The organism is Nocardiopsis endophytica (assembly GCF_027706725.1).
In the GTDB taxonomy this organism is placed as follows: domain Bacteria; phylum Actinomycetota; class Actinomycetes; order Streptosporangiales; family Streptosporangiaceae; genus Nocardiopsis_A; species Nocardiopsis_A endophytica.
The window spans coordinates 1-23,955 of the sequence record NZ_JAQFWQ010000053.1; the positions used below are offsets into that span (position 1 = coordinate 1).

Below are 23,955 nucleotides of genomic sequence, written 5' to 3' on the forward strand. Positions count from 1 at the left end.
GGCCGGAGCGGCACCGCCCCGAAGGGCACCTCCCGGAGCGGCGCCGCCCGCCCCGTCTCTCTCCCCGCCCGCCCGCCCGTCCCCGCCCCGGTCCAGGTCCCGGTAGGGTCGATGCGGCCCGGGGCGAGGCGGTCCCGCGGCGCGAGCGTTTGTCGAGGGGGAGCACGATGAAGCAGGTCGAGCCCGAGGTCCACCTGGTCGCCAAGCCGCAGCTGGACTACGGCGAGGTGGCGGCCTACCTCGCCGACGTCGGCGGGGAGAAGTGGCTGGAGCGCTTCGACCGGGGAGAGCTCGACGCCCACCTCAACGACCCGCAGAACCTGGCCGAGTTCGCCGGGCGCCTGTGCTACCGCTCCTGGGAGCCGGGCCTGAACCCGAACGTGACCCGGGTGCGCACCGATCAGGACGCCTACCTGGCCAACATCCTGCGCAGCCTGCACGGGTCGGTGCTGGAGCACGTGAGCTTCAGCTTCGTGCTGCACAACGTGAGCCGCGTACTGACGCACGAGCTGATCCGGCACCGGCCGGGCGTGGCGGTCTCCCAGGAGTCGCTGCGCTTCGTGCGCCTGACGGATCTGCCGTTCTGGTTCCCCGAGTGGGCCCAGGACGACCCGGAGCTGATGGAGCGCGCCACCGACATGCTGCGGCGCATGGAGGAGTTCCAGCTCTGGATGGCCGACCACTTCGCGCTCGACGAAGAGGGCAAGAAGTTCGCGGACAAGAAGCACAAGACGTCGTTCATGCGCCGCTTCGCCCCGGAGGGCGTGGCGACCGGCCTGGTCTGGACGGCGAACGTGCGCACCCTGCGCCACGCCATCGAGGCCCGCACGGCCCCGGGCGCCGAGGAGGAGATCCGCCTCCTGTTCGGCAAGATCGCCGAGACGGTCCGCGAAGAGGCCCCGTCCCTGTTCGGCGACTACACCGTCGACGAGGACGGCACGTGGATTCCAGAATGGCGCAAGGTCTGACCCCCGCCTGAACAACGACCAGCGCGGGAGGCCCACGCCTCCCGCCTTGGTCTGCGGCCGGTTCGGCGGCGGGGCCTCTTGGAAGCGACGGGAGCAGGTCGTGGACGCGTTCGCCGCTGAATTCCTCCTGCCCAGTGCCAAAGCGCGTGAAGCCGTCGGTGCGATGGCGATGGACGATGGGAGGACGGCGGACCGCGAGAGGGAGGCGGTCCGGCGGCGACTCGTCGCGCTGTCCGCGGCATATGGCGTTTCGTGGAATCTGACTCTCGACCAGATTCAGGACATCAGGCTCCTTGGGGAGGACGTCCTGCGTTGGCTGCGTGAGCGCACGCCCACGAATGCGGAGTTCAAGGAGGCATTGGGGCGGCGTCCCCAGCCCGACCTGGCATCGATGCGGGTTTCGCCGCGCTTTGCGACGGCGGTGATGGCGGCCCACCGGGAACACATGATCACGCGTCACCGTGCGTTGGAAATGATGCGAGGCCAGATCACCGACGGCGATCTGGGTGAGGGATGGAGAGAGGCATAGAGAGTTGTCATGCCCTCGAACGACTTCTCTTCGACACATCTCTACTGCTGCAATCGGCCTTGGCGGACCGGATAGATGTGCTGGCGAGCCTTGTCGCCGACTCGAGATGCATGATGACCAACGCCGTCGTCCATGAGACGCCCGAAAGGGTTTCATCTCCTCTGTTCGTCCGGTGGATTCGCAATCTGGTGTTGCCGGAAAGGGCTCCTCGAGTAGTGGGCGGCCGCGGAGGGGCCGCCCGGCGGGAAGGCGGTCTTCCTCGTGGCGAACGGCCCTCTCGGGGCGGATGAGTCCTCCCGGCCGGATCCGGACGTGGCGGGGTCGCTCCAGGCTCCGCACGATCAGTGGGCGCGACTGCCACATCCGGCCACCCGTGGGGGAAACGGCGGGGCGGGGCGGGTGGGCTTGCTAGCGTTTGGCTTCTCCGGTGGGCGCCGTCGTGGTCACCGGGGTCGTGGACGCCAGAGCAAGGACCCGACGCGGACGCCGAAAGAGAACATGCCCCCCACAGCCACTCCTCCAGGTGCGCCCCATGACCGGACGTGACCTCGTCGTCGTCGCCCTCGCGGGGGTGCAGCGCTACATCGAGGAGTCCCGCACCACCACCGACCTGCGGTCGGGGAGCCAGATCATCGCCGGGCTCGCCGCCGCCGGTGTCGAGTGCCTGGCCGGGGACGAGCGCCTGGACGCCCGCATCGTCTTCCCCGTCGAGGGCCGCGCCCGCGGGGCCGAGGACGGGATGCCCAACCGCATCGTCGCCCTCGTCGCCGCCGGGGCGGGACCGCAGGCCGCCGAGCAGGTGCGCGACCACCTCGACGGGGTGTGGGCCCACTGGGTCGGCCAGGTCTTCGGAGAGGACGACGGCAGGCGCGCCGGAGGAGAGCTGGACACACCCGGCTGGCCCGTCGTCCAGTGGGTGAGCGTCCCTGCCGAGGCCGGCGGGTACGCCGCCCAGTGGCACCAGGCGCAGCGGGTGCTCGCCGGACGCAAGAACATCCGCGACTTCGCCCAGCCCCTCGATGCCGCCCGGCCGCTGTGCACGCTCTCGCCCCGCTGGCGGTCGGTCCCGCCCCCTCGGCGCGCCCCCGAGCACATGAGGAGCGAGGACCTCTCCGTCCCGAGCTGGGTCAAGCGCCTGTGGCACCGGCGCGGCGACAAGCAGAAGGGCTTCCCCTCCACCAAGGGGATCGCCTCGGCCCACTACCGCGCCGAGGTCCTGCGTCGGTGGGACGAGGAGGGGATCGCGGAGGCGGTCGCGGAGCTCAAGGACTGCGTCGACCAGGTCGACAGGGACGACATCTCCGAAGCGGCCCTGCCCGGTCTGCCCGACGACGTCAAGAAGGCCGGATCCGGCGACCCGGTCGCCGACTGGTTCCGGGGGCGGGGCGCGCAGTGGGTCTACCCGGGCGTGTGGCACCTCGACTCGCTCGCGCACCGGTTCGGCGTCACGGACGATGACGGCGGCTTCGAGACGGCGGTAGGGCTGGGGGCGATGGCCTCCAAGGAGCTGGCGCGCGCGGGCGAACGGGCCGGTCTGGCACCCCCCTCCCCGCACCTCGCCGTGCTCGTCCAGGACCTCGACTCCATGGGGAACTTCCTGTCAGGCAGGGGCCGAGGCCAGGACGGCAAATTCTTGGAGGTCACGGCGGAGGAGCACGGCCGGATCTCCCGCATGCTGTCCGAGGTCGCCGCCGAGCAGCGCTCCGCCGTCGAGAAGGCCCTCGGCACGGTCGTCTACGCCGGCGGCGACGACCTCCTGGCGCTCGTCCCCGCCTCCCACGCCCTCGACGTGGCGCGCGCCTGCCACGACACCGTCCGTGCCCCGCTGCCCACCGCCAGCACCGGGCTGCTCTTCTTCCACCACGACTCCTCGCTCCGCGAGGCCTTGCACCGCGCACATGAACTCCTCGAGGAGGCCAAGCGGCGCAAGGCCGAAGCGGGCAAGGAGGGCAAGCACGGCCTGGGCATCGGCTACATCCGCAACAGCGGCGCGCACGCCGACTGCGTCGTCGGCTGGGCGGACGGCGCCCCGCCCGAGGACGCCCTGCGGGTCTTCACGCCCCAGGGCGACCGCGCCCGCATCCGCCTCTCGCCCCGGCTCCTGGCCGACCTCATCGCCGAGCGGGCCCAGCTGGACGGAAGCGCCGACGGCACCGGGGAAGACCACCATCCACTGCCGCGCGAAATCGCCCAAGCCGAGATGTGCCGCCTGGTCGAGCGCCACACGACCATCGCCCCGCCGCCCGGCGGCAGCGCCGACCCGCAGGCCGACAAGAAGCTGAAGCAGGCCTTCGCGCGCGACGCCGTGGCCGCCCTCGCGCGCTTGGCCCCCGGGACGCGTCTGCTCGACGAGGACGCCGTGCGCGTGGCCGTCTTCCTCCGCCAGGAGGTGCTGTGAACGCACATCCATCCCGCCCGCCCGTGACCGACCGCTGGCTGGTCGTGCAGCCCCACGACACCGTGCAGGTGCGGGACGGGCGCTCCTTCGACGCCGGAACCGGCGGCATCGCCCACAGCGTGCGCCCATGGCCCTCCACCATCGCCGGGGCCCTGACCGCCGCCCTGGGCGGCGAGGATCCGCAGAGCGTGCGCGGCCCCGTCCTCGTACGGGAGACGGGCGACGGGTGGCGGCCCTACTTCCCCGCCCCCATGGACCTGCACACCGACCCCGAGCGCACAAAGGTCTGGCGCATGTTCCTGCCGGGCGGTCCGGACGCGGAGCCCGGCGCGGGCCCCGGAACGGCCCTCGGAACGGCCCCCGGCGGGGGCGGAGCGGCACCGGTGACCGACCTCCACCGCACCGCGGAGGCGGACGGCATCGCCGGCCTGCGCCTGCCCGCCCTCCCGGACGATGCGGAGGACGAGGACCGGAGAACCGAGTCCTGCGACGCGCTCCTCCCCGGACGGACCCTCCAGGACTACCTCCACGGGACCCTGGTCGCCCCAGGGAGCGCCACGTCCTACGACGAGCTCGACGCGGTCGACGACCCGGTCGTCCCCGAGCCGCGCACCGGCATCGGCCTGGACCCGCGCACGCGCACCGTCCGCAACGGGATGCTCTACCGCACCACGCACATGCGCCTGCAGCAGGGGTGGGCCTTCGCCGCGCACGTGACGCCCCGGCCCGAGCAGCAGCGCCAGGTCGACATCGGCCCGCCCGACCCGGTGCAGTTCGGCGGGCTGGCCCGCATGGCCGACGTCGACCCGGCCCCGGGCGCCGACTGGCCCCGGGCCCCCGCGCGCTTCCCCGGCGGTCGTGTCCTCCTCTACGTCGCCACCCCGGCCCTGTGGCCCCGGGGGTGGCACCCCGAGCCGCCCCCAGGAGCCGAACTCGTCTCGGCCGTGGTGGGCGACCCCGTGGCGGTCGCCTCCGCCTCGCCCAAGCGCGGCCCCGAGGGCTTCTGGAACACGCGGGTGCTCGCCTGGGCCGTCCCGCCCGGGTCGGTCTACCTGCTGCGCTTCCCCGGCGAGGACGAGGCCGCCGCCTGGGCCGCCGAGCACCACGCCCGCGCGCTCGGCCCGCCCGCACGGGAGCGCATGGACACCGCGGGCTTCGGAGTCGTCCTGACCGGAGTGTGGTCGTGAGAACGTATCTGCTCTACCTGTACACCGAATCGCCCCTGCACGCCGGGGGAGCCGAGGCCGACGGCTCGGTCGACCTGCCCATCCAGCGCGAGGCGGCGACCGGCTACCCCCTCGTGTGGGGCCAGAGCCTCAAGGGCGCGCTCCGGCAGGCCGCCTACGACGCGGGCTGGGGGGACAGGCGGGAGGGCGCCCCCGGCGGCGGAACCCTCCTGGACGAGCTCTTCGGCCGCGCCACCTCCGGCGACGACGACGGCCCCGGCGTCAACGCCAACGCGGGCCGCCTGGTGGTGGGCGACGCCCAGCTCCTCGCCGTCCCCGTGCCCACCCTCAAGGAGACCTTCGCCTGGGCCACCTCGGCACTGGCGCTCAGCCGCCTGGCCCGCAAGCACGCCCGCGTCCGCGACGACCGCGGCACCCGCCCCTTCCCCGCCGTGCCCGACGGCGGCGGCGTCTGCGCCAAGGACAAGTGGGAGGACGCCCGGCAGGTGCTCGGCCCGTGCGTGCTGCCGGTGCGCGGCGCCGAGAAGGGCGGGCCCGACCCGGTGGCCGAGTGGGCCGACCTCATCGCCCGCGAGGGCATCGGCGACGAACCGTTCTTCGCCCCCTTCGCGAGCAAGCTGCGCGAGGACCTCATCGTGGTCGACGAGACGGTCATGGGCCAGCTCCTCAGGGAGTGCATCGAGCATTCGGTCCGGGTGCAGCTCGACCCCAAGCGCAAGACCGTTGCGCATGGCCCCTTCACCAGTGAGTACCTGCCTGCAGAGACGCTCCTGGTCTCGGTGCTGACCCTGCGCGACGACGGCGCGGCCTCCGGCGGGCTGCCCGACCGGGTCGACGAGCTCCTCGACGGCCGGGTCCTGCAGGTCGGCGGCGACGAGACCCTGGGCAAGGGCCTGGTGTGGACCCGGCTGGTCAAGGAGGAGGGGGACGCCAGGTGAGCGGCGCCGTGCGCATCGACCAGGAGCTGGCCTCCATCGCCTACGAGATCCTCCCGGAGAGGGTGACCAAGGAGGTCCGCACCCGCATGCGGCAGCTCCCCTCGCGCCTCAGAGGCGGGGGACTGGCCGCGACCTACGCGTTCATCTGCGCCCGCGCCAACGACTCCAAGGCCGAGCTGGGGCAGGCCTACGGTCTCCTCGCCGACAAGATCGCCCAGCGCCTCGCGGACCAGCGCATCCTCGGCAAGGCGGGCGACACCATGACCCGTCAGCAGTGCCTGAGGCACCTGGCCGAGGCGACCCCGATCGAGTACGCGCGCGCCTCCGCGGAGATCGACGCCCTGGCCATCTGGCTCTCCCGCCTCTCCGACGCGCTGTCGGACCGCTCCGAGGACGGAGGCGCCGATGCCCAGGGATAGGCGCACCCCCGGCGCGGGCGCGCGCGGCGGCGCGGTCGAGGAGAAGGTCCACCGTTTCCCCGCCTACGGCCCGCTGGGCGCACGCGTGCGGGTCGAACGCCGCACCCCGGTCGACGACAAGGGCAAGGAGGGCCGCCCCTATCCGCTCCTCAGGGACGGCGAGGGCGACGTCGACAGGACCGCCAACGCCCTCGTCCTCCTGCAGCGGCTGGCGTTCGAGAAGGAGGACGACGACCAGAAGCTCAAGGTCGCCGAGGCGCGGGGGCTGCTCAACGCGTGGGCGGCCGCCTCATGGCTCGGGCAGGGCAATGCCGGGCTCCTCAAGGGGGCGCTGGCGCGTCGGCACGCCTTCGTCGAGCACTGGAGGGCGCGGGAGGAGCCCCGGAGGTACGCCGAACGGCTGGAACTGGTGCCCGAGTGGCGCATCGTCACCGGCGTGGGCCTGCAGTACGGCGAGCTGGAGAGCGGCCTGGCGATGCACGGCACCTACGGGTGGCCGGTGATCCCCGCCTCGACCCTCAAGGGCGTGGCGGGCGAGGGCGCCCGCATCGCGGAGCGGGAGTTGGAGGCGGAGCTGGAGGCGCGGGACGCGGAGGCGGAGGAGAGGGCGGACCGGATCTCCGCCTTCCGCGAGGAGGTCCGCCGGATCCTCGGCGACCCCCGCCCGGGCGCGGCCCCCGCGGCCGACGGCGAAGGCCCCCAAGGCAGGGGAAGCGTCCGCTTCCTGGACGCCCTGCCCGGCGAGAAGGGGGTGAAGGTGTACGACGACGTCATCACCCCCCACCAGCAGCCCTATTACACCGACACCATGCCCGGCGACGGCGGCCCCGCCGCACCGCGCCCGCCCGCCGAGCACCACAACCCGGTGCCCGTGCCCTTCCTGTCGGTCAGCGGCACGTTCCACGTGGACCTGCTCGGCGACGACGAGGGGGACCTGCGCACCGCCGCCGAGTGGCTGGAGCGCGCCGGGGACGAGAGCGGCATCGGCGGCCGGACCACCGCCGGGTACGGGTATTTCACGTGCCGACCGGCCCCCGGCCCCGCCGCAGGAGGATCCGCCGGGGGAGGAGCCGCAGGAGGGGGAGAGGACGAGCGGCCGCGGAGGAAGAAGGGGAAGCGGAAGTGACCGGCACCGGGACCGTGCACATCTTCAGCGTCGGCCTCAGCCTGTTCGGCAACCTCAGGGCGGAACCGGCCGCGATGGCCGAGCGGCACCGGCTCGCCCCCGAGGTCGCCGAGAGCGTCCACGCCCAGAGGGGACGCCTGCGGGCCGATGAGCACTCCGGCGACCGCGACCGGCAGGCCGAGTCGCTGTCCCGGGCCGTGGCGGAGGGCGATGAGGCCCACGCCGAATTCGCCGCGCTGCTCCGCGAGGTGCGCGTGGAGGAGTGGAAGCCGGGCCTGAGCGCCGAACTGTCCGCGCTGGCCGCCTACCTGGGGCGCGCGGACGACGGGCAGGGCAAGGGCATGTGCGCCCTTCCCGCCGAGGACACGGCGGTGCTCATCGCCAGCGACACCGGCCCCGGGCTGCGGGCCGCCCTGGTCAACGCCGCCGCCATGGCCGCCGGCGACCTCGGGCGCGTCCACTACCTACACGACCCGTCCGACGCCGTGGACTCCCTGGACGGCGAGGTCGTCATCGTCCGCGTCCCGGGGCTCGACGCCGGGGACACGGCGGGCTTCATCGAGGCCATGCGCAACCTCGGCGGGGTGGGACGGGGCGTGCGGCGCCTGGTCGAACGCGCCGAGGCCCGCGGCGCCGGTGAGCGGGTGGTCCGCTTCCACACCTCGGGCGGGTTCAAGGGGGCGCTGCCGTTCGTGCTCGGGATGGCCGAGGCGCTGCGCAGCATCCTCGGTCCCCGCATGGTGAAGGCGTACGCCGTGCACGAGCTCAGCTCCGGCAGCGCGGTCGAACTGCCGCTGCGGTCGTTCCACAGGGAGTTCCTGGCGCGCCAGTTCAAGGGCGTCGAACGGGGGGAGGGGGTCTTCAGGACGGAGCCGCCCGACGGGAAGCCCCTGCAGGGCTTCGCCTACGACTTCGACGGCGACCGGCAGGAGTGGCGTCTGACCCCGTTCGGGTACGCGCTGAACGAGATGATCCCCGAGGCTACGAAAGTGCCATGAACGAGACCCCCTCCGGGAGCGAGGACACAGGCCGCGCAGTGCCCGAGCCTCCGCTGCCGTCGATGCTCGTCGCCCTTTCGGAGCGCCTCACCTCGGGCCTGGGGGCCGTGGCCGACGCCGGGCGCGACGGCGCCGGCCAGGGGGGCGTGGCCTCCGGCAACGACGCCGCCGCCCTGGGAGGGGAGGACCTGCGGGAGGCCGTGCTCCACGTCCGCAGGGCGCAGCAGGACGCGGAGACCGGCTACCGGCAGGCCTGCGAGGGCCTCTTCCGGCTCTGGGAGGAGCAGCCGCACACCGCCCGCGTCCTCGTCCACCGGCCGGAGGCGTTCATCGCGTGGCTGCCGCGCGTCCTCCGTGTCCGGCCGGACCTCACGGAGGAGGAGGTCGAGGCGCAGGGGCCGTCCGTGTGGTGCGTCCTGGCGGGCACCGTGGACGCCCTCTGGGAGTACGCCCAGGGGGACACGGCGGGGGCGCACCGGATCCGCCGCTGGGAGCCGCTCATCGCCCGTATGCGCTTCCTCGTCCTGGCCGAACCGTTCCGGGACCTCGGCCTGTGGGAGCCGTCCTGGGCGTCGACGACCGCCCTGGGCCGGGTGTTCGGCTACGACTCCGGGGTCGAGCTGATCCGGCGCGCGCGTGAGGCGCGTGAGGTGTGGCGCGCTCACCTGGGCGGGTACCAATCGGTGCCGCTGTTCGACCATGCGCCGCCCTTCTCGGCCGAGGAGGACGTGCGCGCGCTGGCGTTCGTGTCGGGGTTCAGCGGGCGTCCGCTCGTCCTGGCCGACCTCGCCCCGGGCGCGCGCGGTGACACGGCCGGAGGCGCCGGCGCGCCCGGGGCGGGGCGTGGTCCCACCGGGCTCCCGGCCGACCGGGCCGTCACCGAGGACGTCGTCGAGCACCACCTGCTGCCCCGGTTCGCCGTCGTGGAGGCCTGGGCCGCGGTCGCGGGCAGGCCCGGTGCCTGGCGCGCACCGCGGCAGGCCGGGTGGTTCGGCGCCGTCGCCGGCGCGGCCCTGCTGGCACTGGTATCGGCCGCCGTCGCGGCGGCCGCGTCCGGCGCACTGGGCACCTGGTACGTCGCCGCCGCGTTCGCCGGGGCCGCCTACGCGGCGATCGGGGCGGGGACGCTCGCCCACGGACGGCGGTGGGCGATGCCCCTGATGCTGCGCTTCCCCGCGGCCGCGGTGGTCGGGCTGATCGTGCTGGTCGCCTTCCACCCCGACTGGTGGACGGACCTGTCCGCCGGGTGGGCGAGCGCCGGGACGGCCCTGCTCATCGCCGCCGCGCCGTTCGGCTACCTGCTCACCCAGGTCCGCAACCACAACTCCGGCCAGGTGCCCGAAGGCGGCGGTCGGACGCCGGTCCGCAGGCGGGTCGTCGTCCGCGCGGCCCTGGCCACGGGGACGGGGATCGCCCACGCCTTCCTCGTGGCCCTGCTGGGGATGGTCCTCGTCGCCCCGGTCTTCTCCGAGGACGGGGACCGGCTGCGCACCGCGTGGTCCGGGGGCGGTGCCGCCTCCTCCCCGGAGGCCCCGGCGGCGGCCCCGGGAGAGGCTCCGGCGGAGGCCTCCCCGGCGGCGGAGCCGCCCAGGCGGCCGGGCAGTCCCGCCGCGATCCTCGTGCTGGCCACCTCGGTCTGCCTGGCGGCCGGGGTCTTCTCGCAGATCCTCTGGGACGACAAGCCGGTCACCGCGCCCCTGTCCCATCAGCGCTGGCGCTCGGAACGGTGAGCAGGGACACCGGAGACGAGGCGCCCGAGAACAAGGAAGGCGGACCACCGATGGCGTGGACGACGTTCGGACTGAAGGCCACGACGCCCCTGTTCAACCACGACGACACCGAGACGGGCCTCCGGGTGGCGTCGGTCAAGGGCCCGATGCGGTACTGGTTCCGCGCGCTGGCCGGGACGCGGTTCGGCGACGACGTCAAAGGGCTGGCACGCCTCGAACAGGAGGTCTTCGGGAGCACCGAGCGCAAGTGCCCCGTGCGGCTCCGGCTGAGCGGGCAGCCGAGGGACACCTTCCGGGGCGCCGCCGGGGCGCTGCCGCTCTCCGACGACGACGGGAAGTGGATCGCCTACCTGCTCGGGCAGGGCCACGTCGCCTACAACCGCGAGACGAAGAAGTTCTCCAACACCCGCCCCTTCGTCAAGCCCGGCGGCACGTTCACGCTCAAGGTGGGCTTCTCCGGAGACGAGCGCGCCGACGCGCTGACGATGGCGAGCCTGTGGCTGGCGTGCACCTACGGCGGGTTCGGCGCCCGCACGCGCAAGGGGTTCGGGGGCGTGCGCCTGACCCACCAGGAAGGCCCCCTGCCGGAGATCTGGCAACGGCATTCCGCCGACACCCCGGGGATCGACCACTACCGCGCCCTTGGGCACCTGCCCGTGTCGGGTGCCGTGGCCGAGTGCGCCGACACGTTCCTGCCGAAGCCGAACGGGCGCACCGGAGGAACCCCGTCCTACCCCGTGCTCGGCGAGGGCGCGACCATCGCCGCGCTCGGCGACCCGAGCGGCGGCACCTGGCGCGAGGCGGCGGCCGAGGCGGGGGAGATGTACCGCCGCTTCCGGGCGCCGCGCCCCAACCGCTCCCCGAACGCCGACTACGACCCCTGCATCAAGACCCCCGAGTACGAGGACGTCGTCTACGGCGATGAGACCCGCTTCCCCCTCGGGGCGCTCGGGCTTCCGATCGTGTTCAAGAAGGGGATCGCCGCCAACGCCAACGACGGCGGCGAGGACCTGCGCCGTGCCTCACCGCTGTGGTTCCGGTTCGTCGAGGACCCGGAGCACAGGGAGTGGCGGCTCTTCTCCTTCGCGTTCCACAGCGCGTTCCTCCCGGGCGGGCGCGGGCCGGAGGTCCGCCTGCTGGGCGGCAAGCAGCGGAGGAAGACGGTGACGGTGACCGACGCCGACGTGCGCGAGCGGACGCAGGCCTGGATGGACGCCTCCGCCTCACGCGACTGAGAAGGCGCGCGGACAGGCGGGTGTGCTCGGCGTTGATCTCGGGAGGAACGACGCTTCCGGGCCGCTTTTAGGGGCGCTTTTCCCGAGATCAACGACGTAGGCGGGTGCGTCAGTCGACGAGGTAGCCCTGGAGCGTGGGGCCGAGCCGGGCGACGAGGTCGTCGGCGTCCATGGTGTCCACCGGGGGCAGGCGCAGGACGTACCGGCACAGGGCGACGCCGAGCATCTGGGAGGCGACCATGGCGGCCCGGGTCGGCGCGTCGGAGGACGCGGAAGGGGCGGGGCCGTCCGTCCCCGCCGCCCTCAGCTCGGCGATGGGCGGGGTGATCTGTTCGGCGAGGACCGTCCGGATGCGTTCGGTGACCGCCTCGTCGGTGACGGCGGTGCGCAGGAGGATCCGCAGTTGGCCGCTGTCCTCCTCCCAGCGCCGGAAGAAGTGCGCCGCCAGCGCCTCTCCCACGCGCTCGCGGGGCGCACGGGACAGGTCCGGTATGGCGAGGTCGAAGTCGGCGGCGGTCGCGAACAGCGCCTCCTTGCTGCCGAAGTAGCGCATGACCATGGACGGGTCGATTCCGGCGTCGGCGGCGATGGCCCGGACCGTGGCCCGGTCGTAGCCCTGGGCCGCGAACCGCTCCCGCGCGGCGGCCAGGATGGACCGCTTGGTCTCCTCGGCGGATCTCCTCATGCCAACGAGTGTAGGCCAACAACCGTTGACTCGTGTGGGCGCGGGGCCTACCGTAAAGTCAACACTCGTTGGCCAACGCTTGTTGGCATGACTCGGGGAGGGCCCGTGCACGCGATGATCCGCCGCTACCGGATGGGCGCCGGGACGATCGAGGAGCTGATGCGCACGGTCGACCGGCGCTTCGCCGACCGCGCCCAGGCCGCCCTCGGCATCCTCGGCTACCAGGCGATCGCCCTGGACGAACGCACCGTCATGACCATCACGCTCTTCGCCACCGAAGAGCACCTGCGCGCCGCCGAGCCGGCGGCCGAGAGGATCCGCGAGGGCCTGGCCGACTTCCGGGTCGAGGCCCTCGACGCGGACAGCGGCCCGGTCATGGTCGCCCGCGGGTCGGCGGAGCTGGCCGACCCCGTCCGCCCCGCGCCGTGACCGCCGACCGGACCACCCCCTGCCGGAGACGTACCGAGGAGAGGAGGCGGCCATGGTCGAACTGCCGAGCCGCCCTCTGGCCGACATCGACCCCGAGTTCGAACGCATGGCCCTGGAGACCGGGGACCTGACCTACGGGCTGAGCGGCACCACCGTCCGCGAGAAGCTGCTGCAGAACCTGGCCAACGACATCTGCCGCCTGCAGACGGGACTGGCGTTCCGGCTCCACGTGCAGGCCGCGGTGATGCACGGCGTGGCCTATGCCGACCTGCTCGCGCTGGTGCGCTTCACCGCCCCGTACGCGGGGTACCCGGCCGCGGCGGACGCCCTCGCGCGGCTCGCCGGGATCGCCGCCGAGCTCGGGCTGGACACCGCCCCCGCCGATCCCGGACGCGGTGACCGGCGGGATGTCCCGATGGCCGGGGGAGGCGACCCGTGGATGGCCGAATTCCTGGCCGACCGCGCGGCCCGCGCCTGGACCGAGCACCGGCTCACCGAGCGCGAGCGCGCGTTCATCGCCCTGACGACGGATGTCTGCCACCAGGCCCTCGGTGATTCGTTCCGGCTGCACGTGCGGATGGCACTGGAGGCCGGGGCGGCCCCCGGCGACGTGCGCGACGCGGTCCGGTTCTGCGCCGAACTGGGGGTGGCGAGGGCCGCCGCGGCATTGGACGCGCTCGACACCGTGCTGGCCGTATCACCGGACGGCTCCTCATGAGTGCACGGGGCCTGCCCGATGGTCTCCGCTGAGCGGTGCCGGTCTCGTCGGGCGCGACCGCATTCGAACGACGGCCGGAGGTCGCCTCGCCGAAGGGGGTCGCCGAAGGGTGGGTGGGGGTCGGCTTGCCGTCCGGCCGGGCTGTGAGAGGCCCTGTGCTCGGTGGGCGGGGTTCGGGGATCGCTCGGATGCTGTCTCAGCGGGCGCGGATCCGCGGCGGCGCGCCCCTGTTCCGTCAAGGCTGAAGGGCGGGTGGGGACCGGCTTGCCGCCCGGCCGGGCCGCGAGAGGCCCTGTGCCCGGCGGGCGGGGTCCGGGGATCGCCCGGATGCTGCCTTGGAGGGCGCGGATCCGTGGCGGCGTGGCCCTGTTCCGTCAAGGGTGAAGGGCGGGTGGGGTCGGCTTGCCGTCCGGCCGGGCCGCGAGAGGCCCTGTGCTCGGCAGGCAGGGCCCGGGGATCGCCCCGGATGCTGTCTCAGCGGGCGCGGATCCGCGGCAGCACGACCCTATTCCGTCAAATGGGTTTGATATATCCTGGGTGGCATGGATCCCGCGGTCCCGGACCCGCCGGTGTTCGTCGAGCTGGCCGCCCACCCGCTGCGGTGGCGGCTGCTCGCCGCGCTGGCCGGGGGCGACCGGCGGGTGCGCGAGCTGGCGGAGGGCGTCGGCGAACCGCAGAACCTGGTCTCCTACCACCTGCGCCGCCTGCGCGCCGGGGGCCTGGTGGCCGCGCGGCGCAGCGGCCATGACGGCCGCGACACCTACTACCGCCTGGACCTGGAGCGCTGTGCCGGGGAGCTGGCCGCCGTCGGCGGCGCCCTGCACCCGGCCCTGCGCCTGACGCCTCCGGTGCCGCCCGGCCCGGCGGCGGTCCCGGAGCTCGCCGACCCGCCGCGCGTGCTGTTCGCCTGTACGGGCAACAGCGCCCGGTCGCCGATCGCGGCGGCGCTGATGCGCCACGGCACCGGCGGGCGGGTCGTGACGGCCGACGCCGGGTCGGCGCCGAAGGAGCGCGTCCACCCGGCAGCCGTGCGCGTCCTGCGCGAGCGCTACGGCATCGACATCGCCGACCGGCGGCCCCGGCACCTGGACACCCTGGCCGACCGCCGGTTCGACTACGTGGTGACCCTGTGCGACCGCGTGCGCGAGGTCTGCCCGGAGTTCCCCGGGCGGCCGCGGCGGATCCACTGGAGCGTCCCCGACCCCGCGTCGGCCGGCGGCGGATCCGCAGGCCGGCCCGCGGGCGGGGACGCGGACCGGAGCGCGGACGGCGGCTTCGCCCGGACGGCGGCCGAGATCGAGGCCCGCGTCCGGCACCTGCTGCCCGTGCTTATCGACCAGCCCCACCCGGAGGTGCGGTCATGACCGCTCACACCGACCACGCGAGCGTCCGCTACATCGTCGACGACGTCCAGGCCGCCGTCACCTTCTACACCACCCACCTCGGCTTCGACCTGGGCATGAGCGCGGCGCCCGCCTTCGCCGAGGTCACCCGGGGACGACTGCGGCTGCTGCTGTCCGGCCCGGCCAGCTCCGGCGCCCGCGCCACGCCCGAGGACGCCGCCGCCACCGGCGGGCGCAACCGCATCCACATCATCGTCGACGACCTGTCCGCCGAGATCGGCCGCCTTGCGGCCGAGGGCCTGTCCTTCCGCAGCGAGGAGGTGTCGGGGCCGGGCGGGCGCCAGATCCTGCTGGCCGACCCCGCGGGCAATCTGGTCGAGCTGTTCGAGCCCGCCAGGCGGACCGCGTCCGCGACCGCCTGACCCCGCTCGGCGGAGTGGGCCTCCATGAACGTCGGGGCCCACCGGAGAAGGCGCCTTATCACCGGGTCGCCGCCGGACGACCCACGGGCCCGTCCGGCGGCGACCTTTGTGCGGGGTCCCCCGATCACCGGTGCCCGGTACCGCAACGACAGGTCTCCGTTGCCGACTCCGTGCCCTGCGGAGTCGAAGTGGAAGTAGGGAAGTAGGACCGGAGGCGGCACAGCCGGAAGCAGGGGCTCGACCTGGGCGGGCCTGCGGTCAAGCCGCCTCTGCACCCGCCGTTGCAGTACTGAGTAGGTCCTGTCTGGACTCCCCTCTCACCCGGCACCTCAGGCGTTGATCTCGACGAAGGTGCTGTCATTCCGGCGGATTTGGCAGCACCTTCGTCGAGATCAACGACGAGGGGGCGCCCGCTCGGCGGGGCGCCGCCGAACTCCGGACAGGACCTAGTGGTCCCAGACGATGAACCCGTCCCCGTCGCCGAGGTCCACCGATACGACGTGGTGGTCAGGGTGCTCGCCGTAGCCCACGGTGCCGGACCAGTAATCGGTGACGGCCGAGTCCTCGCCCTCGGCCACGGTCGCCTCGGCCAGGATCATGCCCTTGCCCGCCTCCCGGAGCTCGATCGTGTCGCCGGGGGAGAGGTGCTCCCCTCCGGCGCGGACCGCGTACGGGTCGCAGACCTCGATCCACAGCTCGGCGCCCGTGGAGTCCTTGGCGGCGGCGGCCGTCGCGCATTCGCGTTCGGCCGCCTGGGCCGGCTGGACCGCCGCTTGCGCCGGTGCCGCCGCGAGGACGGCGGCGCCCGCCGTCGCGCCCGCACGCAGGAGCATCCCCATGTCGACTACCCTCCGAAGTCGGAGCATTGCTGGACGCAATCAGGGTGCCCCCGCCGCGACCAGCGAAAACCCGCGGTACGGGGCGAGGGGGAAGGGGAGCGGTGGGAAGGGCGACGCAGTGCAGGGGCGGGCGGGGCCCCGCGGCCTCAGCCGCCCGTGCCCCGGCGGGCCTCCAGGGCGGCGACGCCCGCCTTGCATGCCTTCACCAGCTCGCGGTGGTTGCGCAGGCGCTCGAACACCCCGAACGGCGCCACCTCGCCCACCGGGTCGCCCTCGGCCTCCTCCACGGACAGCCGGTCGCCGGTCACCGTCCCGGCCCGGTGCCACCGCTCCCACCGCTCGAAGTCGGGGCTGTGCCGGTGCCCGAACAGGAACGCCCGCTCCCCGCGGCCGTCCGGCGGGGAGCCGTCCGCGAGGCGGAGCCGCACCGGATCCGCCCCGTCCCCGGGCCACGCGTCCGCGGTCACCACGTCCACCCGGGGGTCCTCGGCGGTCCCGGCGCCCGCGCCGGGGGAGGGGGCCGTGCCCTGCGCCGGGCGGACCAGCACCGCGTCCTCGGGGGCCGACCGCACCGGAAGCTCCCGCTCGGCCTCCACCCGGGACAGCACGACCACCACGCGCGGCAGCCACCACCAGTTCTCCCGCTGGGCCATCAGGCTGTCGGCGCGCAGCCGCGTCGGCGGGTGCTTGACGAGCTCCTGGGCCAGCAGGTGTTCGGTGAACAGGCTCCCGTCGGCGTCGGCCACCACCTCCACCGGGCCGGAGGCCGCCATCCCGGGGCCACCGTGCCGCTCGGAGGTCAGCGCGAACGCCGCCCGCCCCGAGGTCAGGGTGTCGGCCTCGGCCAGGAGCGCCGCCGGGAGCGCGGCGCACGGGCGCCCGTCCAGGACCAGCGGCACCACGGGGATCCCGGCCGGCCCCGACGGGCCGGTCCAGCACAGCTCCCCGGTGACCGCCCGCCGCCAGGCGCCGGAGATGTCATCTGGAGCCGTCATGCAGGTCACGCCTTTGTAGTGATCGGGATCTCATGCTAACTTCTGGTGACTTTAGTCGATCTTGACACGATTCGTGACAAATCGGCTCCTCCGCTCCCAGCCACCCCCTTGCGGCGCACCCCGATGGGCCGTCGAATCAAGGGGAACGAACCGCGGACAGTAAGGATCCCTACAATGCCGGCAGTCGTCGTGCTGGTCGCCGCACTGGCGATCTTCGCGCTGGGCTACAGGTACTACTCGGCCTACCTCTCCAAGCGCGTATTCGCGCTGGACCCGGCGTTCACCACCCCCGCCCACGCCTACAAGGACGGCGTGGACTTCGTCCCGACCAACAAGCACATCGTCTTCAGCCACCACTTCATCTCCGTCGCCGGCGCCGCCCCCATCGTCGGCCCGGCCGTCGCGGTGTTCTGGGGGTGGGGCCCGGCCCTGGCGTGGGTGGTCCTGGGCACCGTCTTCGCCGCCGGCGTGCACGACTTCGGCGCCCTGGCCGTCTCCGTGCGCCACAAGGCCAAGAGCATCGGCACCCTGGCCAGCGAGGTCATCGGACCCCGCTCGCGCTCGCTCTTCCTGGTCATCATCTTCTTCCTGCTGACCCTGGTGAACGCGGTCTTCTCGGTGGTCATCACCAACCTGTTCATGGGCACCCCCGAGGCGGTGCTGCCGGTTCTGGTGACCATCCCGCTGGCCATCGCCGTGGGGCAGTGGGTCTACCGCCGCCGCACCGCCGCGCTGCTGCCGTCGATCGTGGCGCTGGTGATCATCTACGCCTGCATCCCGCTGGGCCAGTCGTTCCCGATCACCGTCGACCCGCTGGCCGGGCTGCTGGGCGTCGAGCCGCGCATGGTCTGGATCGTGCTGATCTTCGCCTACGCCTTCCTCGCCTCCCGCCTGCCGGTGTGGCTGCTGCTGCAGCCGCGCGACTACGTCAACCAGCAGCAGATGCTGGTCGCCCTGCTGCTGATCCTGCTCGGCGTCGCGGTCGGGATGAACACCATTGCCGCCCCGGTCGTCCACGACGTGCCCGAGGGCTCGCCCAACTGGTTCCCGCTGCTGTTCATCACCGTGGCCTGCGGCGCCATCTCCGGCTTCCACAGCCTGGTCTCCTCGGGCACCACCTCCAAGCAGCTCGACAAGGAGACCGACGCCCGCTACGTCGGCTACATGGGCGCCGTCGGCGAGGGCAGCCTGGCCCTGTGCTCCATCCTGGCCTGCACGGCCGGCGTGGTCATCGTCTCCGACCAGGACTGGTCGGCGCTCTACGCCGACTGGGAGACCGCATCGGCCGGGGCCACCGGCAACTTCGTCAACGGCGTCGCCGGGTTCGCCACCAACCTGGGCATCCCCGCGGCCACCGCCACCGTGTTCGCCGCCGTGGTGGTGATCAGCTTCGCCGCCACCACCATGGACACCGGCGTGCGCCTGCAGCGCTACATCGTGCAGGAGATCGGCGAGATCGTGAAGGTCCGCCCGCTGGCGCGCAACCTGACCCTGGCCACCGTGGTGGCCACCCTGGTGCCGCTGGCGCTGGCGATGATCCCCGGCGACTTCGCCTTCGGCACCCTGTGGCAGCTCTTCGGCACCACCAACCAGCTCACCGCCGGGCTGGCGCTGGCCGTCGTGGCCGTGTGGGTCACCAAGAAGTCCCGCAACCCGGTCGCGGTGCTCATCCCGCTGGTCTTCCTGATGGTGATGACCTCCTGGGCGCTGATCACCAACCTCCTGAAGTTCGCCACCTCCGACCAGCTCATCGACCGGGTGCTGCTGGCCCCGCTGGACGCGGTCATCTTCGTCGTCGCGCTCTGGCTGATCGTCGAGGCCGGAATCGCCCTGTGGAAGGCCTGGTCCGCGCGCCGCCCCGGCGGGGCCCCGGAGGGCGGCACGGCCGAGGCCCGGGCAGGCGGTGAGGACGAGTCCGCCGGTACCGGGGCCTGAGGAACACGGGAGATCCGAACGATGGGTGCGCGCCTCGAACGGCTGCGTGCGGCCTGGCACAAGGTGGAGGAGTTCCACACCGCCTGGTTCGACACGCGGTGGCGCCACGTCATGCGCCGCGAGGCGCGCACCCAGCAGGACACGCTGCGGGCCCTGATGCTCCTGGAGACCCTGGGGGTGGAGGGGCCGGTGGCCTATGAGACGCTCGACCTGATCCCCTACATGGTCGCCGACCTCCACGAATGGCACCAGCGCATGGGGCGTGAGGAGTTCGGCGACCCGGGGGTGTGCTGTTGAGCAGGGGCGGGGGCCCAGACAACGGGGGCGCGCCCGGAAGGCGCGAGCCGCCCATCGTCTTCTTCGGCGGCAAGGGCGGCGTCGGCAAGACCACCATGGCCGCCGCCTACGCCCTCAAGTGCGCCGACGCCGGACTGCGCACGCTCGTCGTCTCCACCGACCCCGCCCACTCGCTCGGCGACGCCTTCGAGACCCGCCTGGGCGACAAGCCCGTGAAGGTCGCCGACGCCCTCTGGGCGCGCGAGCCCGATGCCGACGCCGCGGTCGAGCGCCGCATCGGCGAGGTGACCGACGACGCCTACCGCGCGCTGCCCCGCGACATCATGCCCGCGGTCTCCCGCCACCTGCAGCACGCCGCCTCCAGCCCCGGCATGGCCGAGTCGGCCCTGGCCGACCTCCTCATGGACACCATGGAGGAGGTCCCCCGCGCCTGGGACCGGCTCGTCGTGGACAGCGCCCCCACCGGGCACCTGCTCCGGCTGCTCGCCCTCCCCGAACTCCTCACCCCGTGGGTGCGCGGCCTCGCACGCCAGCGCGAACGCGTCCTGGACGCCGACCGCCTCGCCGCCGGAATCGTCGGCGGCCCCGCCGAGGCGCCCGAGGACCCCCTCCTGGAGAAGCTGCACGCGCGCAGGCACAAGCTGGAGCGCGCCGCCGAGCGCCTCCGGGGCGACGCCTGGGTGCGCCTGGTGATGATCCCCAGGCGCATGGTCCTGGCCGAGACCGAGCGCGCGGCCGAACAGCTCGCCAAGGCCGGCTTCCGACTGGGACCCGCCGTCATCAACCAGGTCCCCGAGGACGCCGACCCCGAGCCGCTCGAAGCGGCGCGCCGGCGCTTCGCCCGGACCGGCGCCGTCGAACTCCCCCTCGCCCAATCGGAGCCGACCGGCCTGCCCGCGCTGCGCGCGCTGGCCGCCCGCGTGTGACGGGCGCCCCTCCGCGCCCTCCGCGCCCTCCGCGCCCTCCGCGCCCTCCGCTTCCTCCAGCGCACGATCCCGCCGCGCCCCCGGGGCCGACGCGCCCCGAAATGGGCCGGTCGGCCCCGCCCCACACGGGGAAGGACCCCTATAAAGGGTTTCGGACGCTGAGAATCCGCCAGAGGTGGGACCGGTAGGCTCGGAACGGGGAACTCTGGAGGTGGGGTGGCGAACCGTACGAACGCGCCGGGCGACCGCGTGTGGACGATTCCGAACATGCTCAGCATGCTGAGGCTGCTCGGTGTGCCGCTGTTCCTGTGGCTCGTCCTGGTCCCCGAGGCCAACTGGTGGGCCTTGGGCGTCCTGGCGTTCGCCGGGCTGTCGGACTGGCTCGACGGCAAGATCGCGCGCGCGTGGAACCAGACCAGCCGGCTCGGCGCCGTGCTCGACCCGATGGCCGACCGGCTCTACATCTTCGCCGCGGTGCTCGGCCTGGTCGTCCGCGGCGTCGTGCCCTGGTGGCTGATGGCCGTTCTGGTGCTGCGCGACGTGCTGATGATCGTGTCGCTGCCGGTGCTGCGGCACCACGGGTACGGGACGCTGCCGGTCAACTTCGCGGGCAAGGCGGCCACGCTGTGCCTGCTCTACTCCTTCCCGTTGCTGTTCGTCGCCGGATACGGCGGAATCGTCGGCGATGTCGCCCGCGTCACGGGTTGGGCGTTCGCCCTATGGGGAACTGCTATCTACTGGTGGGCCGGACTGCTGTACGCGGTCCAGGGCCAGAGCCTCATCAGGCAGGCCCGGCGGGCCGACCGCGCGATCGCCCAGGGGCACGACCCCGGCGCCGGCGCGGCGGCCACGTGCGGCGCACCCGGGGCCCACGAGGGCGGGGAGCCGACGGCCGCGGGGCCGGAGGCCCCCTCCTCCGGTGACCCCGGGCCACCCCGCAGTGACAGGAAGGGAGCGACTTCCTCGCCATGAGAGCACGCCCGAGGGCGTACCAGCGACCGACCGGGGGCAGGACCAGCGACGAGCGACACAGACCGGGCGCGGGCAGGCGCACCGCCCCGGCGGACCGGAGGTGCCCCAGATGAAGGCCGTCGTCATGGCGGGCGGTGAGGGGACCCGCCTGCGCCCCATGACCGCGAACCAGCCCAAGCCGCTGCTGCCCGTGGTCAACAAGCCGATCATGGAGCACGTGCTCCGGCTGCTCAGGCGGCACGGCTTCGACGAGACCGTGGTGACCGTGCAGTTCCTGGCCACCCTCATCCGCAACTACTTCGGCGACGGCGAAGAGCTGGGGATGAAGCTGCACTACGTGGCCGAGGAGGTGCCGCTGGGCACCGCCGGCAGCGTCAAGAACGCCGAGGAGCACCTGCGCGGCGAACCGTTCATCGTCATCTCCGGTGACGCGCTCACCGACATCGACCTGAGCGACATGCTGCGCTTCCACCGCGAGAACGGGGCCATGGTCACCATCGGCCTCAAGCGCGTGGCCAACCCCCTGGAGTTCGGCATCATCATCGTCGACGACGAGGGGCGCGTACAGCGGTTCCTGGAGAAGCCCACCTGGGGGCAGGTCTTCTCGGACACCGTCAACACCGGCATCTACATCATGGAGCCCGAGGTCCTGGAGCGGGTCGCCGCCGGAGAGGTGGTGGACTGGTCCGGCGACGTCTTCCCCGAGCTGCTCAAGGAGGGCGAACCGCTCTACGGCTACATCGCCGACGGCTACTGGGAGGACGTGGGCACCCACGAGTCCTACCTCAGCGCCCAGGCCGACGTCCTCAAGGGGCTCGTGGACGTCGAGATCGACGGGTTCGAGGTCTCGCCGGGGGTGTGGGTCGGCGAGGGCGCCGAGGTCGACCCGGAGGCCGTCCTCAAGGGCCCCCTCTACGTCGGCGACTACGCCAAGGTCGAGGCCGGGGCGGAGCTGCGCGAGTACACCGTGCTGGGCAGCAACGCCGTGGTGCGCTCGGAGGCCTTCCTGCACCGCACCGTCGTGCACGACAACGTGTACGTGGGCGCCTCGACCAACCTGCGCGGATGCGTCGTCGGCAAGAACACCGACGTGATGTCCGGGGCCCGCATCGAAGAGGGCGCCATCATCGGCGAGGAATGCGTCATCGAGTCCGAGGCGTACCTCTCCAACGACATCAAGGTCTACCCCTTCAAGACCATCGAGGCCGGGGCGGTCGTCAACACCAACGTCATCTGGGAGTCGCGCGGCCAGCGCTCCCTGTTCGGGCCCCGGGGCGTGTCCGGCCTGATCAACGTCGAGATCACCCCCGAGCTCGCCGTCCGCCTGGCCAGCGCGTACGCCACCACCCTGAAGAAGGGGTCGGTCGTCACCACCTCCCGGGACGCCTCCCGCGGCGCGCGCACCCTCAAGCGCGCGGTCGTCAGCGCCCTGACGGCGGGCGCGATCGACGTGCGGGACCTGGAGGCCGTCCCGATGCCGGTGGCCCGCTACAACACCTCGCACAGCGGCGTCAGCGGCGGCATCGCCATCCGCACCACTCCCGGCGACCCCCAGTCGGTGGACCTGGTCTTCCTGGACTCCAGCGGGGCCGACCTGTCCCCGGCGGCCCAGCGGAAGCTGGAGCGGGTCTACTCGCGCGCCGAGTTCCGCCGCGCCTTCCCCGGCGAGATCGCGGAGCTGTCCTTCCCCTCGCGCGGCGTCGAGGGGTACACCCAGGAGCTGCTGCGGCGCATCGACACCTCCGGCATCGACGAGGCGGAGATGAAGGTCGTCGTCGACTGCGCCGGGGGGACCGGGGCGCTGGTGCTGCCGTCGCTGCTGGGCAAGGTCGGCGCCGACGTGATGACGCTGAACAACCGGCTGGACGAGGCCTCGCCCACCGACACCCTCGCCAAGCAGATGCGCGACCTGCAGCACCTGGGGGAGCTGGTCAGGTCCTCCAAGGCCGACTTCGGGGTGCGCTTCGACCCGGTGGGGGAGCGGCTGTCCATCGTCGACGAGAACGGCGAGCTCGTCGACAACGAGCGCGCGCTGCTGGTCGTGCTGGACCTGGTGGCCGCCGAGCGCGGCGGGGGACGCGTGGCGCTGCCGGTGACCACCACCCGCGTCGCCGAGAGGGTGGCCCGTTTCCACGGCGTCGAGGTGCAGTGGACCCCCACCGCCACCGACGAGCTCACCAAGGCCGCCAAGGCCGACGACATCGTCTTCGCCGGGGACGGGCGCGGCGGGTACATCCTGCCGGAGTTCTCCCGCACCTCCGACGGCATCGCGGCGTTCGTGCGGCTGCTCGGCCTGGTGGCGCGCACGCGGCTGTCGCTCGGCCAGATCGACCGGCGCATCCCGCAGGCGCACCAGCTGCGCCGCTCGGTGCCCACCCCCTGGGCGGTCAAGGGCAGCGTGATGCGGGCGGTGGTGGAGGCCGCGGGCGACCGCGAGGTCGACACCACCGACGGCGTGCGGGTGGTCGAGCCGAACGGCGACTGGGCCCTGGTGCTGCCCGACACCGCCGAGGCGGTCACCCGGATATGGGCCGAAGGGTCCGATTCGGACGCGGCCCAGCGCCTTCTGGACGAATGGGGCGCGGTCGTGGAGCGCGCCGAGGGGTAGACCGGGATCGGTCCCGGTGGCGGGGGTGGGGACGGCTTGCGGGCCGTCCCCACCCCGCGGCCGGAGTCGGCCGAAATCCGTTGCGGCTCAGGGCCCACGGGCGCTCCGGCGGGGGCTGGATATGGTTTAGAGTCGAGTGTTCCCGCAACACTGGCGACGCGGGCGGGGCCACCGGACGGACGCCTCGGGGAAGGAGGAGGACGCCGAGGGCGATCCGGGAACACCGGCGAGCACCTTCTTCGTTGCCAGGGAGGGAGA

The 23,955-nt window shown here is 73.3% G+C and carries 22 protein-coding genes; 19 read left to right on the plus strand and 3 right to left on the minus strand.

What is annotated here, in order from left to right; genetic code table 11:
- Positions 1-167: 167 nt before the first annotated feature.
- The 10 genes from thyX to cmr1 all read left to right on the plus strand — a co-directional run bounded on the left by thyX (position 168) and on the right by cmr1 (position 11,528).
- Entirely contained in the window at positions 168-968 is an 801-nt protein-coding gene (thyX, locus tag O4J56_RS18005) for an FAD-dependent thymidylate synthase (protein WP_270687139.1), read from the plus strand.
- A gap of 100 nt (positions 969-1,068) precedes the next feature.
- Positions 1,069-1,497 (plus strand): ImmA/IrrE family metallo-endopeptidase, encoded by a 429-nt coding sequence (locus tag O4J56_RS18010; RefSeq protein ID WP_270687140.1) that lies wholly within the window; start codon positions 1,069-1,071, stop codon positions 1,495-1,497.
- A 532-nt stretch (positions 1,498-2,029) separates the two neighbouring features.
- Complete coding sequence (cas10, locus tag O4J56_RS18015) at positions 2,030-3,895, plus strand: type III-B CRISPR-associated protein Cas10/Cmr2 (RefSeq protein ID WP_270687141.1); 1,866 nt, start codon at positions 2,030-2,032, stop codon at positions 3,893-3,895.
- Positions 3,892-5,082, plus strand: a complete 1,191-nt coding sequence (locus O4J56_RS18020; RefSeq protein WP_270687142.1) for a type III-B CRISPR module-associated Cmr3 family protein — start codon at positions 3,892-3,894, stop codon at positions 5,080-5,082. Before cas10 ends, O4J56_RS18020 begins: the two co-directional genes overlap by 4 nt.
- Positions 5,079-6,020 (plus strand): type III-B CRISPR module RAMP protein Cmr4, encoded by a 942-nt coding sequence (gene cmr4 / locus O4J56_RS18025; RefSeq protein ID WP_270687143.1) that lies wholly within the window; start codon positions 5,079-5,081, stop codon positions 6,018-6,020. Before O4J56_RS18020 ends, cmr4 begins: the two co-directional genes overlap by 4 nt.
- On the plus strand, positions 6,017-6,439 hold the full coding sequence (gene cmr5, locus O4J56_RS18030) for a type III-B CRISPR module-associated protein Cmr5 (RefSeq protein ID WP_270687144.1): 423 nt from the start codon (positions 6,017-6,019) through the stop codon (positions 6,437-6,439). Before cmr4 ends, cmr5 begins: the two co-directional genes overlap by 4 nt.
- A complete protein-coding gene (gene cmr6, locus O4J56_RS18035; RefSeq protein ID WP_270687145.1) occupies positions 6,426-7,565 on the plus strand; it encodes a type III-B CRISPR module RAMP protein Cmr6 in 1,140 nt (379 codons plus the stop codon). Before cmr5 ends, cmr6 begins: the two co-directional genes overlap by 14 nt.
- Complete coding sequence (locus O4J56_RS18040) at positions 7,562-8,563, plus strand: hypothetical protein (protein ID WP_270687146.1); 1,002 nt, start codon at positions 7,562-7,564, stop codon at positions 8,561-8,563. The genes cmr6 and O4J56_RS18040 overlap by 4 nt, the downstream gene beginning before the upstream one ends.
- Positions 8,560-10,293 carry a hypothetical protein gene (locus O4J56_RS18045; protein ID WP_270687147.1) on the plus strand — a complete coding sequence of 578 codons (1,734 nt, stop codon included), beginning with the start codon at positions 8,560-8,562 and terminating at the stop codon, positions 10,291-10,293. Before O4J56_RS18040 ends, O4J56_RS18045 begins: the two co-directional genes overlap by 4 nt.
- A gap of 50 nt (positions 10,294-10,343) precedes the next feature.
- Entirely contained in the window at positions 10,344-11,528 is a 1,185-nt protein-coding gene (cmr1, locus tag O4J56_RS18050) for a type III-B CRISPR module RAMP protein Cmr1 (RefSeq protein ID WP_270687148.1), read from the plus strand.
- A gap of 109 nt (positions 11,529-11,637) precedes the next feature.
- Here cmr1 and O4J56_RS18055 read toward each other — a convergent pair whose 3' ends face one another.
- On the minus strand, positions 11,638-12,213 hold the full coding sequence (locus O4J56_RS18055) for a TetR/AcrR family transcriptional regulator (RefSeq protein WP_270687149.1): 576 nt from the start codon (positions 12,211-12,213) through the stop codon (positions 11,638-11,640).
- A 105-nt stretch (positions 12,214-12,318) separates the two neighbouring features.
- Here O4J56_RS18055 and O4J56_RS18060 point away from each other — a divergent pair, with 105 nt between their 5' ends.
- The 4 genes from O4J56_RS18060 (at position 12,319) to O4J56_RS18075 (ending at position 15,125) form a co-directional block, all read left to right on the plus strand.
- Positions 12,319-12,642: a hypothetical protein gene (locus O4J56_RS18060; protein WP_270687150.1), complete on the plus strand. Its 324-nt coding sequence runs from the start codon at positions 12,319-12,321 to the stop codon at positions 12,640-12,642.
- Positions 12,643-12,694: 52 nt separating this feature from the next.
- Positions 12,695-13,360: a carboxymuconolactone decarboxylase family protein gene (locus O4J56_RS18065; RefSeq protein WP_270687151.1), complete on the plus strand. Its 666-nt coding sequence runs from the start codon at positions 12,695-12,697 to the stop codon at positions 13,358-13,360.
- A 542-nt stretch (positions 13,361-13,902) separates the two neighbouring features.
- Positions 13,903-14,724, plus strand: a complete 822-nt coding sequence (locus O4J56_RS18070) for an arsenate reductase/protein-tyrosine-phosphatase family protein (RefSeq protein WP_270687152.1) — start codon at positions 13,903-13,905, stop codon at positions 14,722-14,724.
- On the plus strand, positions 14,721-15,125 hold the full coding sequence (locus O4J56_RS18075) for a VOC family protein (RefSeq protein WP_270687153.1): 405 nt from the start codon (positions 14,721-14,723) through the stop codon (positions 15,123-15,125). Before O4J56_RS18070 ends, O4J56_RS18075 begins: the two co-directional genes overlap by 4 nt.
- A gap of 446 nt (positions 15,126-15,571) precedes the next feature.
- Here the strand turns inward: O4J56_RS18075 and O4J56_RS18080 are convergent, their stop codons facing one another.
- Both O4J56_RS18080 and O4J56_RS18085 read right to left on the minus strand, forming a co-directional pair.
- On the minus strand, positions 15,572-15,964 hold the full coding sequence (locus O4J56_RS18080; protein ID WP_270687154.1) for a hypothetical protein: 393 nt from the start codon (positions 15,962-15,964) through the stop codon (positions 15,572-15,574).
- 146 nt (positions 15,965-16,110) lie between these two features.
- Positions 16,111-16,959, minus strand: a complete 849-nt coding sequence (locus O4J56_RS18085) for a hypothetical protein (protein ID WP_270687155.1) — start codon at positions 16,957-16,959, stop codon at positions 16,111-16,113.
- Positions 16,960-17,133: 174 nt separating this feature from the next.
- Here O4J56_RS18085 and O4J56_RS18090 point away from each other — a divergent pair, with 174 nt between their 5' ends.
- The 5 genes from O4J56_RS18090 to O4J56_RS18110 all read left to right on the plus strand — a co-directional run bounded on the left by O4J56_RS18090 (position 17,134) and on the right by O4J56_RS18110 (position 23,697).
- A complete protein-coding gene (locus O4J56_RS18090) occupies positions 17,134-18,894 on the plus strand; it encodes a carbon starvation CstA family protein (protein ID WP_270687156.1) in 1,761 nt (586 codons plus the stop codon).
- 21 nt (positions 18,895-18,915) lie between these two features.
- Positions 18,916-19,191, plus strand: a complete 276-nt coding sequence (locus O4J56_RS18095; protein WP_270687157.1) for a cory-CC-star protein — start codon at positions 18,916-18,918, stop codon at positions 19,189-19,191.
- Positions 19,182-20,117 (plus strand): ArsA family ATPase, encoded by a 936-nt coding sequence (locus O4J56_RS18100; RefSeq protein WP_408639135.1) that lies wholly within the window; start codon positions 19,182-19,184, stop codon positions 20,115-20,117. Before O4J56_RS18095 ends, O4J56_RS18100 begins: the two co-directional genes overlap by 10 nt.
- Before the next feature lie 267 nt (positions 20,118-20,384).
- Positions 20,385-21,089 (plus strand): CDP-alcohol phosphatidyltransferase family protein, encoded by a 705-nt coding sequence (locus O4J56_RS18105; RefSeq protein WP_270687159.1) that lies wholly within the window; start codon positions 20,385-20,387, stop codon positions 21,087-21,089.
- A gap of 109 nt (positions 21,090-21,198) precedes the next feature.
- Positions 21,199-23,697, plus strand: a complete 2,499-nt coding sequence (locus tag O4J56_RS18110) for a mannose-1-phosphate guanyltransferase (RefSeq protein ID WP_270687160.1) — start codon at positions 21,199-21,201, stop codon at positions 23,695-23,697.
- Positions 23,698-23,955 lie beyond the last annotated feature (258 nt).